This window comes from Ruegeria sp. AP12 (assembly GCF_056540025.1).
Genome location: NZ_JBQFVZ010000007.1, coordinates 12,906 through 28,357, shown reverse-complemented (window position 1 = coordinate 28,357; position 15,452 = coordinate 12,906). Strand labels below are relative to the sequence as shown.

The window sequence follows — 15,452 nt, the reverse complement described above, 5'->3', positions numbered from 1 at the left end:
GCCATCCCGCATATTGCTGATCGCAGCCTGCGCGGCGCTGTGCCTGACGCTGCTGGCGATTGTCCTGGGCGACGCAACGCGTCCCATCGCCGGGTTGCCGTGGCTTGTGTTGTGCGGTCTGGCGATCCTCGACCTGTTGCTGTCCTGGCCCCGCCGCCGGTCTGTCTCGGTCGAGCCGATGTCGGATATCTTTGTGGGCGAAGAGGGGCAAATTGATCTGTCCGTCTCCCCCGCCGCGCCGGGGATGCGGGGAGAACTGGACTGGCCCGCCGGACTGGACGGACCGTCGGTGTTTGATCTGTCGGGCGGAACTGCCCAGATCTCGTTTCGCGCCAGCCAGCGGGGCACATGGGCGCTGTCCAACCTGTGGCTGTCCTGGCCATCAAGGCTGAAACTGTTCGAACTTGTCCCAAAGCTGGCCTTTGGCTTGTCCGTGGCGGTCGTTCCCAATATCCGCCGCGTCATGTCGGGTGAGATTTCGACCACCGTGCAATCGCGCCTGTTCGGCGTGAAAGAAAACCGCGCCATCGGCGAAGGCACCGAGTTCCACCAACTGCGCGATTTCGTGCGTGGCATGGATGCCAGTTCGATCGACTGGAAACGCTCGGCCAGATACCGCTCGCTTGTGGCCAAAGAGGTGCGGGCCGAGCGCAACCACCATGTGATCATCGCGCTGGATAACGGCTATCAGATGCGAGAGCAGGTCGCAGGCCTGCCCAAGATCGACCACGCCATCACCGCCGCGCTGGCCACCGCCTGGGCCGCAGCCATCGGGGGCGATCTGGTCGGGCTGTATGCCTATGACGCCAAGCCGCGCATGTTCCTGCCCCCGGAACCGGGGCGTACCGCGTTCAACCGGCTGCGCAGTCGCACTGCCGAACTCAGCTACGAAAGCGTTGAGACCAACCACACGCTGGCGATGACCGAACTGAACGGGCGCACCCCGAAGCGCAGCCTGATCATCGTGTTCTCGGATTTCGTCGATACGACCACGGCCGAGTTGATGGTCGAAAACGTCAGCGTTCTGGCCAAGCGGCATCTGATCGTCTTTGTCACCCTTCGCGATCCGATCCTTGAAACGCAGGTCAATCAGGCCGCCGAAGACATGGATGGCGTGGCCGAGACGATCTCGACCGGGCAATTGCTACGCGAGCGCCGCCTTGTGCTGGAACGGTTGCACCAGTTGGGTGTGACGGTGATTGACGCGGAACCCGGCGAGGTGTCGGCCCGTTTGATCTCGACCTATCTGGAAATCAAAGCGCGAGAGATGATCTGATGGCTGACAGCGACCTGATCCGCTCGGCCCGGTTTCGGCGGGAACGCGAAGGCGACTGGCTCAGATTGTCCGATCTGGTGGACAAAGCTGAAAATCAGGGCCTGCATCGGATGAGTTTCCAAGAGGCCCGCGATCTGGCCGATCTGTACCGTCAGGCCACCACATCCCTGTCCATCGCACGTGAGATTTCGCTGGATCGCGCCTTGCTGGAATATCTCGAAGCCCTGACCAGCCGTGCATACCTCAGCGTCTACGCCCCGCAGCAACGGTTGGGAGGGACCATCCGCGGATTCCTGACCAGCGGTGGCCCGCGGGCGATGCGCGCCTCGTGGCGGGTGACGCTGCTGGGGTTTTTGTGCATGGCGGCGGGGGCGCTGGCGGGGTATTTCTTTTATTTCGACAACCCCGAATGGTTCTATGTCTTCATGCCGTCTGAACTGGCCGGAGGGCGCGGGCCGGATGCCAGCACCGACTATCTGCGGGCGGCAATTTATGGCGAAGATGACACCTCGGGCCTTGGGGCCTTTGCGACATATCTGTTTTCACACAACACGCGTATCGCCATCTTCGTCTTCGGGCTGGGCGCGTTTCTGTGCGCGCCGACAGTCATGTTGGTGTTCTATAACGGCTTGATATTGGGCGTCTTCTACGCCCTGCATATCGACCGGGGGCTGGGCTGGGATATGTTCGGGTGGCTGTCCATCCATGGTGTGACCGAACTGTCGGCGATCAGTATCGCAGCCGCAGGCGGGTTGAAGCTGGGCCTCGCCGTCCTGTTTCCCGGCCATCACACGCGGCGCGAAGCATTGCGCGCGGCAGGCCACGATGCGGTCAAACTGGCTGTGATTGCGGCCCTGATGCTGGTGGTTGCGGCGTTGCTGGAAGGGTTCGGGCGGCAGTTGGTTCAGGATCGATCAACCCGAATTGCAGTCGGCTGGGGCGTCGGCGCGCTGTGGCTTGCGTGGTTTGTGCTGGGCGGAAGGAAACGGTCATGACCCAAGTCGCGCTGGACCGTCTGTTGCCACCCGAAGGCGTGCCCCTGTTCTTCCGGGTCGCGGGCGTGGGTGTGCGGATCGCGGCGCAGATCACCGATCTGCTGATCACCGTCGCTGCCGCCGTTGCCCTGTTCCTGCTTGTCGCCGCCTTCGATCTGGTGACACCCAGCACCGCAATGGCCATTGGCGCGATGCTGTTCTTTGTCACCCGCATCCCCTACTACGCCGCGTCCGAGCTGATCTGGAACGGCCAGACACTGGGCAAGAGGCTGCTAAAGATCAAGGTGGTCGCGGCGGACGGTCAGGCCCTGACCACTCAGTCGCTGGTCGTGCGCAACCTGATGAAAGAGGCCGAGATCTTTCTGCCCGGCACGCTGGTTCTGACCCTGACGACCGAGGCGGTTGTGCCATCGCTTATATCTCTGGCCTGGGTGCTGGGCGTTCTGGCGGTGCCCCTGTTCAACAAACGCCGCCAGCGGCTTGGCGACATCATCGCTGGCACCTATGTCATCCACCTGCCGAAACCTATTCTGTTGCAGGACATGTCCAACGCCATGCGGCCCCGGACCAATGCGCAATCATCCTACAGGTTCCTCTCGCATCAGTTGGAACATTACGGTGCCTTTGAGTTGCAGACGCTGGAATCCGTGTTGCGCAATGCCAACCGCGCAGGCGGGCCCGAGGCTTACAGGCGTCAAAAGGAGACGCTGGCCGCGATTTTCGCGCAGGTGCGCCGCAAGATCGACTATGCCGATCCGGTGCCGGATCAGGATCATCAGGCCTTTCTTGAGGCCTTCTACAAGGCCCAGCGCGCGTTTCTGGAACAGCGCCAGTTGTTCGGAGACAAGCGCAAGGACAAACACCACACCCTGAACAACGAAGACGCCTAGGCGCCCCTGTTGCCGTTTTACCCAAGGGCGAAGGTTTAGTCGCGACTTCCTCTTGCGGATGACCGGTGTCGCGCGGCTTTATTGACGCAGAACCCAAAGACCTTTGTTCAGGAATTGAAGATGACCGACACAGCGAACCCGCACATTCACATCCCCTTTGGCGTTGGCACTGTGATCAGTGACACGTTTTCGATTTTCTTTCGGAAGATACATATCGTCCTGCTGTTGGGCTTCATTCCCGCGCTTGTCGATGTGGTCCTCAGCCTGTGGCTGTTTGACAGCTCGTTCGAAACGACGCCGGCCGCCGATATTGACTGGGCCGCGTTCTGGCCCGCTTTTGCCGGGCTGGTTCTGGTGTCCATGGTTGCCGTCGCATTCACCTCGGCCATGGTGATCCAGTTCGCCTATGACACCAAGCTCAACCGCCCGGCCCGGATCGGACACTATTTCGCCTCGGCGTTCAACAACCTGCCCGCGATTGCAATCCTGTCGATTATCACCGGTATCCTGACCATGATCGGCTGGGTGTTGCTGGTGGTGCCGGGCATTTGGCTTTACGCGGTTTTCTCGGTCGTGGTGCCCGCCATCGTCATTGATCGGGCCGGGTTTGGCGCCATCGGGCGCAGCGCGGAACTGACCAAAAACTACCGCTGGCCCATTGTCGGCGCATTGATCCTGATTGTCCTGTGCATCTTCCTGTTTGCCGCCGCCATCGGTTTCATCTTTGGCCTGGCGTTGCTGTCCTTCGACTCGCAAGGGGCAGAAATCATCTCGGAAAGCATCGGATCAGCAATTGGGTACGGGTGGACCGGTGTTGCCATCGCGATGATCTTCGCCCGATTGAAGGAGATCAAAGAAGGCGTCAGCGTATCCGATCTGGCGGATGTCTTCCGGTAGTCGACGAAAATGGCCCGGTGGTCGCCAAGGCCACCGGGTGTCTTGACCCCCGACCGACCTTGCAAAAACAGCCCTCACTGCCCTGCGGCGCGGTGGCTGAACAACACCTGGTTTGACTGCACATCCGACCTGAAATCCGCCGCCCGACCGGGAAGCGCGTCATAGAATGCGCTTAGTCCCGGCTCGATGTCCGCTGCAAGGCTGGCACAGTCCTGACACCTCGCCCGCACCAGATCGTGCGATGCACCGTCCCGAATGGACGCGATCAGGGACTTGTGCGTCTCGGCCAAGGACTGAAACGCCGCGCTTTGAAGAACCGATTTGTCACCGACCAGAATGTAAACCGGTTCCAGTTCGGCCTTGCCTTTCAGTTCCACAAACCCGGCCTCAAGCACCGCAAGCTCGGTTCGTGTGTCATCAACGACCGCGCGCGAGATCACGATGTCATAATTGACATGGCGGCAGCTTTGTTCCAGCCGTGCGGCGACATTCACCACATCCCCGATGACGGTATAGTTGAACCGCCGCCGCGAGCCGATATTGCCGACGCAGGCCCGTCCCGTTGCGCACCCGGTTGCCAAGGCAATCGGCGGCCGCCCGCGCATGACCCCGGACGCATTGAACGCCACCAGCGCCTGCCGCATCAACAACGCAGCCTGTGCGGCCCGTGTCGGATGATCCGCAACCGGAAGCGGCGCGTTCCAGAACGCCATCACGGCGTCGCCGATGAACTTGTCGATGGTGCCCTGTTGGGCCAGAATCTGATCCCCGACCTGCGAAAACAACTCGTTCAATATGGCCACAAGATCTGTCGCCGACACGGATTCCGAGAGGGGCGTGAAGCCGCGGATGTCCGAGAACATCACGGTGATGTCCTGCGTCTCACCCCCCAGTTGCAGCGCATGGCCCGAGCCTTCAAGCTCGTGCAGAATTTCCGGTGATACGTAGCGCGAGAAGATGCGGCGGATCACCCGCTTTTCGCGTTCGGTCGAAACGAACAGATACCCGGCCAGAACTCCGAAATTGGCCATACCCCCAAGAAGCGGGAAAGTGACATCGAACAGCACCAGATGGTTTCGAAAGGCCAGCCAGCTGATCCCCAGAACCACAGCCGCCGAGATCCCTCCGGCCACAAACGAGGCCACCGCGCCCCGGCGTGTCATGACAACGATGACGACAAGGCCCAGCAACGCGAAGGCCAGCAATTCCAGCGCGGCGTTCACGTCCGACCGGCTGATCATCTCATCGGTCAGGATCTGCTCAAGCAGTTGCGCATGGATCGAAACCCCCGGAACGGATTCACCCAGCGCCGTCAGGTGCATGTCGAACAGACCCGCCGCAGAGGTGCCCACCAGAATGATCCGACCTTCGATCTGCGCGCGCATTTCCGGGTCGTCCCCGGATTGCATGATCCTGTTGGCCGGAAGATAGAGCGCCGGGTTCTCGTGGCGGTATCTGATCCAGACCTCGCCGTTTTCGGTGGTGGGCAGGATAAACGCGCCAATCTCGACACCCAGCATGATGCCTGCCTCGTCCTGCGCGCCTTCGGCCAGAATGACCGGCTCGTCCATCGCGACCCGCAGCGCCTCGATCCCCAGCGCAGGCAGCGCGCCGTCGGGGCCGCCCCACAGCACAGGCACCCGGCGCACGACGCCGGTATCACCCATGGGCGAGACATTGACGCCGCCGATACCTGTCGCGTCCTGATCCAGTGGCGGGGCCAGCGGGGTCCATTGCGGGACGGACACCAGCCCCTCGGTCGGTTGGTCCCCGATTTCGATGATCCCGGCCTTGGCGAAAACAGGTTGGTCTTCGCCGGACAGCCGCGCAGCAACGCCAAGCACGACCGGCCAATTGGCCATCTCGGCCCCGAACAGAACATCATTGTCCAAATCCGGCGCCGTGCGATCCACGGACAGCACGCCGGACAATGCCGGATCGTTCAAAAGGCGCGCGGGGGAATACCGGTCCGGCTCGGCAAACAGCATGTCGAGGGCGATCGCGGCAGCGCCATATTCCCCCAGATGTTCGACCATCTGCGCCAGCAAAGTGCGTGGCCAGGGCCATTGACCCCATGTCTCAAGCGCGGCCTCGTCGATATCCACCACGCGCACGGGCAGATCAGGATTGAACGCGCGCGGCGACAGGCGTTGCAGAATATCGAAATACACCAGACGCGACATCCGAACGGGATACGGATCCAGCACCCGGATGAAGCAGCCAAACAGGATCAGCCCCAGCCCCACGATCCGAAAAACGCGCCACCGACCGTTCTTTTCCTGCGGTTTTTTGGTCACATCAACCTCGCTGGACAAGCGAAAGGGTCAAGGTCCGGCCCTATTCGGGTTCGCGTTCTGGCTGACCGGTTGGGTTGCCCTGACCAGTTCCGGAAGGCGCGGCGGGCGAAGATTCACCGCCGCCGCCCTCTGGTCCGGGCGTTCCGGGGTCGGTTGTCGAAGGGGGATCGGGCGTTGGATCCGGTTCGGGCCGCGAGGGCCGCGATGGCTCGGGTTCGCGCGCCCGCGCTTCGCGCCGTTCCGGCCCATCAGGTTTCTCGGGCCGTACCGGAGCAGCCTCGCGCGCGCAGCCTTCGATATTGACCCGCAGCGGGACAAGCAGCCGTTCCTGCGCCTGTATGAACGGGAAGCCGCTTTGGATCGCTTTGTCGTATTGCTCCTGATCGATCGGACGCCCGACACGGCCACGCTGGCTGGTGGCATACAGGCTGCATTGCCGACCTGTGGACCGGCACCCGCCATTCAGACCACACATCTGAACCGTGCCCTGCAACACCAGCATCGAGCTTTGATTGCCCGGCGCGATCCATATGTCGAAAATCGTACCCCGCACGGCCATGGTCGCCGTCGGCGTGCGGACGGAATACGCCCGTTTCCTGCTTTTGCCGGATATGAACCTGAAACTGCCGCCCAGCGCCTGCACTGCAAAGCTTTTGGCCTTGCGATTTCCCCGCAGCATCTTGACGTCCAGCACCATGCTGGCATTGGGTCCGATTGCAATCTTCGTCTCGTCCACGAAAATCAGCTGCACCACACCGCTGCGATCCGTCGAGATCGCGTCGCCCGAGGCGACCTCCATCCCCATCTTCAACGGCTGCCGGTTTCCGTCACGCGTGATCTCGGCCCCCGGTTTGACCGCCACGACCGTTCCGATATTCGCCAGCACCTGAGACGGAATGATCAGCAGGCAAACCGCAACACAAAACACTTTTAACCAGGCCAACAGTCTTTCCTTCCCCCAAAGGTAATGTCCGAGCGTTCAACGCCCGCTGCCCGGTTTTTTTGCCCCCTGCGTAAAGTCTTTGCGCTATCATTTATTTGTTAAATACAGACAAATATGCCGTAAACATCGCATTCTTTGCAAGTATTTCGAAAAATGCCCCTCACAGACAGTGTTGTGCGGGCCTTGGTGCAAGGACTTCCGTGCCAACCAAACGCCCAACCAACATGTCAGGCACAGTGGCTTGGGATCGAGCGTTTCGGATTGGAGACTTGAGTTCAGAAAAATGACATGAGGCTAAGAATCGACCTTGTATCTCGGTGACATGCACGGATATACCCGTCGGCGGAGACGTGGCCGAGTGGTCGAAGGCGCTCCCCTGCTAAGGGAGTAGGCGGGAAACCGTCTCGAGGGTTCGAATCCCTTCGTCTCCGCCACTACATCAAGCCCATTGCCTTGGTTTGGCCGATCAGCCTGTAGTACGACCTCACCCAACACCCCAAAAACACCTGAAACGTTGACAGGGGTCGCGTTCGATCGTCATTTAGGGAAGCATGGCACCAAGCTTCGACCAATCGACTTAACCCTCAACGCTTTGCAGCGCGAAAGGGTCGCGAGAAGGGAGAACGTTATGCGACTTCCGAACGTTGACGTCATTCTGGATGATATCGGCCCGATCCCAGAGGCACATGCGCATTACCTTGCGTGGATCACGGCCAATCTCGGTCAGAACCGGGCCGAAAACAGCCATATGTCGCCATTCCCGACCGGCCGGGCGACCGTTCATGCGTGCGAATGCGACTACCTGATTGCGTATCAGAACGGCTCGGCTTTGGCGTTGCAACGTCTGCGGGAGCGCCTGCCCGAGGTTATGCACAAACTCTATGGCCAAAGCATCGAACTGCCTGAAATTTTTGTTTTCGTGGGCGAGGCGCGCAATGGGTTTTCTGTGCTTGAACGCAATGGCTGCCATGCGGTGAAGATTGATTTTCGCACGGCTATGACCCTGACTCTGACCCAATTCCTGCTTGGTGTTTCCGGGGGTAACCCTCAGCTCAGGCAACTGGCGACATGGCTGATCCTGTCGGTCGTTCTATCGAAGAACCGTGTGTTTGACCCGGTCCTGATGCAGCTTGCTCATGAGGCCCGGGCGATGGACCAGCGTGTTTTCGAGGACCTGGTGGGCAGCGTCGCCAATCTGATCCTTCTGCACGAGGTCGGCCATGTGCTGTTCGATCAACTGCCAAAGGGTTTTGCGCAGGTGGTTTATCAATCCGTTGACATTCCCGGTGCGGATCAAGGCCCAAGAATTGGTGCGGCGTCAGCAGCAACTGGGGCACCACCCTCTGAAAGAACGCAGCCGGTGGACGCGCACGCGCGTTTGATCCTGCCCCCGGAACTGGCACGCTGGAACCCGGAAATCACCGCCGATTGCTTCAGCGTTTTCGGGCATTTCGCATGTCTGCTTGAGGTCTATAACGGTCAGCCTCGGATCGCCATCGAGGCTATCTGCGATTCATTTCTGGGCTGGAACCTGGCCTTCTTTGGCCTTTGGTCGATGCAGCAAGTACAATCCGAGGCGATGGGGCTTGGACCGGGGACAAACCCCGAAACGGCCAGCCATCCGGATGGGCTGACCCGTTGCGATATCATGCTGTTCTACATCAATCATATCATGGCGCGGGTTGTTCCCGACTATCGCAGCCCGGCCTTGGGGCGGTCCGTGCGCGCCTATCAAATCCTTTGGTCCGCCGATATGCATCAATCGCTAAGGGCCCTGCGCACCTATCTGCTGGTCACACCCGAGGCGTTTGAAACCTTCCGGGACAAGCTTTTGCGAACCGTTTTGTCCGGGTGTCTCTATGATGAATTCAAGCAGGTTGGCGGCGCCCAGCGATTGACCAACAACCTGCACGAAATCGAAGGGAAATGGACCGCCTTTCACACGGCCAGCCACCTGAACGGGCAGCCGGTCTTTCTTGACCTCGCGCAGCAGTTTGGTGCGCTTGACCTGAAATTCATCTCGGAGGACCGCGTATGAGTTACGATCCAACACTTGTATCCGCAATTGCCCAAGCGGATCAGGGCGGAGATCTGGACGATGTCAGGGCCTTGCTTGATCCTGACCGCCCCAATGAAGAAGAGAACTTTCTGGGCGGACTCACGCCGGATCTGGCCGCGATCCTTGCGTTTTGTGTCGCCGTCGGGACCATCAGCGGTGCCGCCAAAAGCATTGCCGATATGATCGGGCTGGCCAACAAGGCCGCAAAATGGGCAAAATCCTTGCGCGGCGAGAAACCGGTAAAGGCCGACCTGACGCTTCGGGAACGCACGCTTGCATTGCTGTTTGAGGCCACAACAAACCGGCGCGAGGGGCTGTCTGCCAAAACACTGCAAACCATTCTGGGATGCTCACAAGCGGATCTGGACGAAGCCCTGACCGCGCTTGAACACAGCGGCGTTGCCCGCAAATCCCTGCAAGGCAACTGGAAGTTTTCGTCCCGCTGATGCCCCGGACCGGCGGTGCCGGCAAACGCCGCCGTCAGAACCCCGCGAACCGATTGGATCTCTGTCATGCCCGAATATCTTGCACCCGGTGTTTTCGTCGAAGAAGTCAGTCGGGGCCCAAGGCCCGTCGAAGGTGTCGAAACCAGTACCACGGCCATGATCGGTGAAACCGAACGCGGACCGCTCAGGCCGCCCCTGATCACGTCGTACCGGGAATACCTGCGTGTGTTTGGCGATGTGTTCGCCGAAGACCGCTTTGTACCATTCAGCGTCAAGGCGTTTTTCGACAACGGCGGGCAGCGTTGCGTTGTCTGCCGGGTCGTCGGAGATGGCGCGGAAACGGCCCATATCGACGCGGCCGGATACCGTCTGAGCGCAAGCGGCCCCGGTCAATTCGGCAACGCCATCTGGGTCCGCATCCTGCCGTCGAGCGCACAGAAGCGTGGTGCAGACGGGCCAGTGCCCATCGGTTTTCGGTTGCAGGTCGCATATTTCGGACACGGGTTTTCCGGCGATCTATTCGATCCTTTCGACGACTCCAAACGCAAACCCCGGCCCGTTCTGGTCGAGGACTTCGATGACCTGTCGCTGGATACGAACAGCGATGATTTCTGGCGCAAGAAACTCTCGGAAAACCCATCTGCGCTGATCACGCTCGATCTGACCGATCAGGCCGACATACCCGCCGGTCTGGTGTTTAGCGGCGCTTTGAAAGGGGGGCAGGAGGGTAAAAGACCTACCGCCGCCCAGTTCGCAGGCAGGACCGACGCGGCAGGGGCGGTGATCACAGACCCGGCCAACTATCGCGGCCTCGCGGCGCTGGAGCGTGATGCATATCCGTCTGTCGCGATTGTCCATGCGCCGGGTATTGGAAACGACACGCTGCCCGAGATTGCGATACAGGATGAAGTCATCGCACATTGCGAACGCAATCGTTTTCGGTTTGCAGTGCTCGATACGCCGCGCGGCGTGAAAGATTTGCGGTCCGACGCGCTGTCTCCGCGCAATCGGCGCGCGTCTGACTATGCAGCGATCTACTACCCCTGGATTGTTGCGGCACACCCGAAGACGGGCGACAAGGTTCTTGTCCCTCCGGGCGGGGCCGTCTGTGGCGTTTACGCGCGCGTGGACTCGGCACGCGGCGTCTGGAAAGCACCGGCGGGTGTGGCGATCAAAGGGGCCGTGGATGTCGAGTTCAATCTGAACGCAAACCAACAGGACGTTCTGAACCAGGCCAGCGTCAATTGCATTCGTCAGTTTCCCGGGCGCGGGATTTGCGTCTGGGGCGCACGTACGCTGTCGTCGGGCCCGGAGTGGAAATACGTGCCTGTCCGCCGGTTCTTTATCTTTCTTGAAGCATCCATTTCCCGCTCGCTCCAATGGGTTGTGTTCGAGCCGAATGACGAAAAGCTCTGGTCCAGTGTCGCGCAGGCGGTGGGAAATTTCCTAAGCACCCAATGGCGCGCGGGGGCTTTGGCGGGCGCAAAGGAATCCGAGGCATATTTCGTGTCCGTTGGACGGGACACGATGACCGAGGCGGATATTGCAAACGGCCGGTTGGTGATGCTGATCGGGGTCGCTGCACTGCGCCCGGCCGAGTTCGTGATCATCCGTATATCGCTGAAAACCAGTGACGCGCTTGATTAAGTGTTGCGCTGGCCGGTCGGCAGCAAAACCCAAGGCCGGAATTCAAGTTTCAAGTGGTGTTCGAAGAAACCAGCAAAGCGGGGATATCCGTCAACATGACGTTCAAACGCGGGGTTCTCGGCGACGCGTGTCTCGACACATGGCAAGCAAACCATTCATGGTTGACTTAACGGCAGGCTGTATACAGAACGGTGTTCAACTGTGTTCGACATACGACGGGGCGAAAATGCACAAATTGCATGGCGGTAAAACGGTGTTCGGGGCCAATCTGGGCATCCTGATGCTGGAAACTCAGTTTCCGCGCATTCCGGGCGATATCGGCAACGCGACCACATGGCCCTTTCCCGTGCAATACCGCGTCGTCCGCAGCGCAACGCCGGACAAGGTTGTCCGCAATGACGCCCGCGAACTGGTCGGGCTGTTCATTGATGCCGCGAAAGAGCTGGTTGCCACGGGCTGTGACGGCATCACCACCAATTGCGGTTTCCTGTCCATCGTACAGGATCAACTGGCCGAGGCGGTGCCGGTTCCCGTCGCCACCTCATCGCTGATGCAGACCCCGATGGTGCAGGCCATGTTGCCGCCCGGCAAACGTCCGGGGATTTTGACGATCTCGAAAGAAACACTGACACCCGCGCATCTGCAGGCCGCGAATGTCCCGCTGGATACGCCGATTGTCGGAACCGAGGGCGGTCGGGTCTTTACCCGCGACATTCTGGGCGACGCGCCCGAGATCGATTTTGCCGCCTGCCGCGAGGACATGCGCGACGCCGCGCGGCAATTGGTGACCGAGCATCAGGATATCGGCGCGATCATTCTGGAATGCACCAACATGACGCCCTATGCAGCGGATGTGCGCAAACTGACCGGCCTGCCCGTGTTTTCAATCTACAGCTTCGTTCGTTGGTTCCATCAGGCACTGGTGCCGGATCGTTTCCCGGTCGATCTGGACGATCCGCTGCTTGGGCTGGCAGGTCAGCCCTGATCTAAAATCACAAGAGAACCCCCGGCCTGAAACAAAGCCGGGGGTTCTAAGTTGAAAGGATCGGGCGCGAGCGCCCGACCGAAGGCATCAATAGAAATGCGGCAGGTTCTTTGCCCGCGCCGCACGCACCCAATTGGGGACAAACGGAACGATCTTGTCCTGCGACGGAACCATCATCTCGATGAAGTTTGCGCCGGGGTTTGCGATGGCCTCGGACAGGATCGGCTCGATATCGTCTTCGGATGTGATCCGGGCGGTCTTGAAGCCGAAGCCTTCGGCCACTTTGCAATAATCGACGCGGCCAAAATCCGTTGACCACGGCTCGTCCACGTCGTCCAGCAGGATGGCCTCGCCCCGGATCCAGCCGAACGTGTCGTTGCGGGTCAGGATAACGGTGATGTTCTTGCCGCTGCGCTTCAGCGTTTCCATGTCACCGATGACAAATCCAAACGACCCGTCGCCGGTGAACGAAATAACCGGCCCGTCATTGGCATAGATCGCGCCCAGCCCCGCAGGCACCGAATAACCCAGCGCGCCCATCGAATAGTTGGTGATATAGCGCCGCCCCGGCTTGCGGAAGGTCAGCAGGGCCGAAGGGTAGATCGCGCTGACGCCCGGTTCGGACGTGACCACCGCGTTGTCCGGCATGATCCGGTCCAGTACCTGAGACAGCTTGACAGGGGAAATCGTGCCTTCGGGCATGGGGATGTTCGAGTTGAACACCTTGTCCAGCGCCGTCTTCTTGATCGGGTTCAGATCGATATTCGGGCGGGTCAGGTTTGGGTGGTCTGCTTTGATCAGAACATTCATGTATTCCAGCGTCGCGCGGGCATCGCCGACCAGACCGACTTTGACGGGGAAGTTGTTGCCAACATGCGCCTCGGCAATGTCCAGATGCAGGAAGGTTTTGGCCTTGGGATCGCCATACAACTTCCAGTGATCGGTGGCGGCGCTGTCCGTGTTCGAGCCGATGAAGAAGATCGTATCGGCGTCGTGCACATATTGGTTGGAATACTCCATGCCGCCGCGCCCGCCGATCACGCGCAGGGCAAGCGGATGATCCTCGGGGATGGTACCCTTGCCGGGTGTGGTGGTCCCGACCGGGATTTGCAGCAGTTCAGCCAGTTCCAGGATCGCCTCGGACGCCTTTGAAATCAGCCCGCCCTGCCCCACAACAATCGCCGGTTTCTCGGCTGCCAGCAGCACATCGATCGCCGCGCGGATTTTCGAGTGATCGGCCACGGGGCGATGCGCCGGATAGGTGCTGTATTCGGGTTCGGCATAAAGATCGTTGATCTCGGCCTCTTCCCCGAAGATGTTGATCGGAACGCGGATATGCACCGGCGCCGGACGCCCCGAGGTCGCCACGCGGAAGGCCCGGCGCATCAGGAACGGGATTTCCCTGGCATTGGTCAGAACAAAGCTTTCCTTGCAGATGCTGTCATACAGCTTGGTCTGATCGACCCCGGTCAGCCCGTGCTTTTTGTCCTGATTGATCGGGATGTCCGAGCTGAAATAGATCACCGGAACCGAGCTCAGATACGCCTCGGTAATACCCGGCGTACAGTGAGTTACACCGGGGCTTGGCGCTTCCAGCACGCAAGGACGTCCGGTGATCTTGGCATAGGATTCGGCCGCGTAGGATGCCGTACGTTCGTCGCGGGTCAGCACAAATTCGATATTCGAGTGTTCGCGCCACTCTTTGTACCACCCGATTGTGGTTTCCCCGGGCAGGCCGAATACGTGGCTTACACCGTGCAGTTCGAGCATCTTGAGAATGATCTGAGCGCCGTTCATGCGCTGGGTGTCAGCATCGGTCATTGGTTTGAACCTTTCTCAGCCGGATTTTTGCGCACAGGACTGTATACAATAAATCCGCAGTTTTTTAGTTACGTCAGTGTTTCGGCGACGGCGTATTTCGCCAGTTTGTCAGGATCGACCGCAACGCCCAGCCCCGGCCCGTCCGGCACGTGAACGCGCCCGTGCTTGACGGGGAACGGCTGGGTCAGGATGTCGTCAGCGGCATAGTAGGTGGCCATGTAAAACTCGCATTGCAGCACCAGATCGGGCACAGCCGCCATCAGATGCGCACCGGCGGCATGGGCCAGACCGGTTTCGAACATGCAGCCGCCATAGATTTCAATCCCGGCGGCACGCGCGATTGCTGCCACCTCAAGCGCGCGGCGAATGCCGCCCGATTTCATGATCTTCAGCGAGAAAATATCGGCAATCCGGTTCTGCGCGCCATAGAGCGCGCCTTTGGGATCAAACACGCTTTCATCCGCCATGATCGGCGTATCGATGGCATGGGTGATATGGGCCAGCGCCTCACGCTCGTGCATCTTGACGGGCTGTTCGACAAAGGTCGGGCGGAAGGCTTCGAGGTCGCGGATGCAACGCACCGCGTCATAGGCCAGCAGACCCTGGTTGTAGTCGATGCGGATATCGACTTCATCGCCGTAAATCTCGCGAAGTTTCTCGACACGCATTACATCGAACTTGTGATCGGCAAAGCCGGTCTTGAACTTGAAGATGCGCACGCCGTCGTCCCACATGGCGGCAATGTCATCCAGATCGGCGTCGAAATCCGGGTTGGCGACCGAAAAGCTCATCCCCATACTGTCGCGCATCTTGCCGCCGACCAGTTCGCAAACGGACAGGCCTGTGATCTGCCCGGTGATGTCCAGCAGCGCCATTTCCAACGCCGCCTTGGCCTCGGGATGGCCGACCAGCACCTTTTCGGCCATGTTCATGTGTTTCTCGACCTGCACCGGGTCCTGACCGATCAGATGCGGACGCAGATGCACGTGCAGCGCGGCGGCGTTGCCTTCGGCTGTGCCGGTAAACACGGGCCAGGGCGAGGCCTCACCCCAACCGGTGATCCCGGTGTCAGTGACAAGTTCCAGAATGGCCACGTTGATACCCGCAACATCGCCCGAGCCGTGGGAATGCACGGCCTTGGCAGGGATCAGAATGCGGTGAACCCGCAGGGCTTCGATTTTGTGATCGCTCACGGT

General features: G+C 60.1%; 12 protein-coding genes and 1 tRNA gene. 9 read left to right on the top strand and 4 right to left on the bottom strand.

Going from position 1 to position 15,452, the window contains the following annotated elements; translation table 11 throughout:
• Positions 1–13 precede the first annotated feature (13 nt).
• The 4 genes from ACR0E6_RS17020 to ACR0E6_RS17005 all read left to right on the top strand — a co-directional run bounded on the left by ACR0E6_RS17020 (position 14) and on the right by ACR0E6_RS17005 (position 4,058).
• Positions 14–1,276, top strand: coding sequence for a DUF58 domain-containing protein (locus ACR0E6_RS17020; RefSeq protein ID WP_480585451.1), 1,263 nt, complete (start codon positions 14–16; stop codon positions 1,274–1,276).
• Entirely contained in the window at positions 1,276–2,271 is a 996-nt protein-coding gene (locus tag ACR0E6_RS17015) for a stage II sporulation protein M (protein WP_480585448.1), read from the top strand. The genes ACR0E6_RS17020 and ACR0E6_RS17015 overlap by 1 nt, the downstream gene beginning before the upstream one ends.
• Complete coding sequence (locus tag ACR0E6_RS17010; RefSeq protein ID WP_480585445.1) at positions 2,268–3,161, top strand: RDD family protein; 894 nt, start codon at positions 2,268–2,270, stop codon at positions 3,159–3,161. The genes ACR0E6_RS17015 and ACR0E6_RS17010 overlap by 4 nt, the downstream gene beginning before the upstream one ends.
• Positions 3,162–3,281: 120 nt before the next feature.
• Entirely contained in the window at positions 3,282–4,058 is a 777-nt protein-coding gene (locus ACR0E6_RS17005; protein ID WP_480585442.1) for a hypothetical protein, read from the top strand.
• Between the two features lie 74 nt (positions 4,059–4,132).
• Here the strand turns inward: ACR0E6_RS17005 and ACR0E6_RS17000 are convergent, their stop codons facing one another.
• Complete coding sequence (locus ACR0E6_RS17000) at positions 4,133–6,355, bottom strand: CHASE2 domain-containing protein (RefSeq protein ID WP_480585439.1); 2,223 nt, start codon at positions 6,353–6,355, stop codon at positions 4,133–4,135.
• Between the two features lie 40 nt (positions 6,356–6,395).
• Complete coding sequence (locus ACR0E6_RS16995) at positions 6,396–7,298, bottom strand: FecR family protein (RefSeq protein ID WP_480585436.1); 903 nt, start codon at positions 7,296–7,298, stop codon at positions 6,396–6,398.
• Positions 7,299–7,642: 344 nt separating this feature from the next.
• On the opposite strand from ACR0E6_RS16995, the gene ACR0E6_RS16990 reads away from it, so the two are divergent.
• From ACR0E6_RS16990 to ACR0E6_RS16970, 5 genes are all read left to right on the top strand, one after another.
• Positions 7,643–7,732 (top strand) — tRNA-Ser (locus tag ACR0E6_RS16990).
• Between the two features lie 194 nt (positions 7,733–7,926).
• On the top strand, positions 7,927–9,336 hold the full coding sequence (locus ACR0E6_RS16985) for a hypothetical protein (RefSeq protein ID WP_480585433.1): 1,410 nt from the start codon (positions 7,927–7,929) through the stop codon (positions 9,334–9,336).
• Positions 9,333–9,803 (top strand): hypothetical protein, encoded by a 471-nt coding sequence (locus tag ACR0E6_RS16980; RefSeq protein WP_170624174.1) that lies wholly within the window; start codon positions 9,333–9,335, stop codon positions 9,801–9,803. Before ACR0E6_RS16985 ends, ACR0E6_RS16980 begins: the two co-directional genes overlap by 4 nt.
• Positions 9,804–9,869: 66 nt before the next feature.
• On the top strand, positions 9,870–11,450 hold the full coding sequence (locus ACR0E6_RS16975) for a phage tail sheath family protein (protein WP_480585429.1): 1,581 nt from the start codon (positions 9,870–9,872) through the stop codon (positions 11,448–11,450).
• 226 nt (positions 11,451–11,676) lie between these two features.
• Complete coding sequence (locus tag ACR0E6_RS16970; protein WP_170453681.1) at positions 11,677–12,435, top strand: aspartate/glutamate racemase family protein; 759 nt, start codon at positions 11,677–11,679, stop codon at positions 12,433–12,435.
• 87 nt (positions 12,436–12,522) lie between these two features.
• Here the strand turns inward: ACR0E6_RS16970 and ACR0E6_RS16965 are convergent, their stop codons facing one another.
• Both ACR0E6_RS16965 and ACR0E6_RS16960 read right to left on the bottom strand, forming a co-directional pair.
• On the bottom strand, positions 12,523–14,256 hold the full coding sequence (locus ACR0E6_RS16965; protein ID WP_170453252.1) for a thiamine pyrophosphate-binding protein: 1,734 nt from the start codon (positions 14,254–14,256) through the stop codon (positions 12,523–12,525).
• 68 nt (positions 14,257–14,324) lie between these two features.
• Positions 14,325–15,449: an enolase C-terminal domain-like protein gene (locus ACR0E6_RS16960; RefSeq protein ID WP_170453253.1), complete on the bottom strand. Its 1,125-nt coding sequence runs from the start codon at positions 15,447–15,449 to the stop codon at positions 14,325–14,327.
• Positions 15,450–15,452 lie beyond the last annotated feature (3 nt).

Excerpts from the sequence above, each read along its gene's own strand:
- ACR0E6_RS17005 (WP_480585442.1), top strand. The coding sequence starts at position 3,282 with ATGACCGACACAGCGAACCCGCACATTCACATCCCCTTTGGCGTTGGC.
- ACR0E6_RS16980 (WP_170624174.1), top strand. The coding sequence starts at position 9,333 with ATGAGTTACGATCCAACACTTGTATCCGCAATTGCCCAAGCGGATCAG.
- ACR0E6_RS16975 (WP_480585429.1), top strand. The coding sequence starts at position 9,870 with ATGCCCGAATATCTTGCACCCGGTGTTTTCGTCGAAGAAGTCAGTCGG.
- ACR0E6_RS17010 (WP_480585445.1), top strand. The coding sequence starts at position 2,268 with ATGACCCAAGTCGCGCTGGACCGTCTGTTGCCACCCGAAGGCGTGCCC.
- ACR0E6_RS16965 (WP_170453252.1), bottom strand. The coding sequence starts at position 14,256 with ATGACCGATGCTGACACCCAGCGCATGAACGGCGCTCAGATCATTCTC.
- ACR0E6_RS16970 (WP_170453681.1), top strand. The coding sequence starts at position 11,677 with ATGCACAAATTGCATGGCGGTAAAACGGTGTTCGGGGCCAATCTGGGC.
- ACR0E6_RS17015 (WP_480585448.1), top strand. The coding sequence starts at position 1,276 with ATGGCTGACAGCGACCTGATCCGCTCGGCCCGGTTTCGGCGGGAACGC.
- ACR0E6_RS16985 (WP_480585433.1), top strand. The coding sequence starts at position 7,927 with ATGCGACTTCCGAACGTTGACGTCATTCTGGATGATATCGGCCCGATC.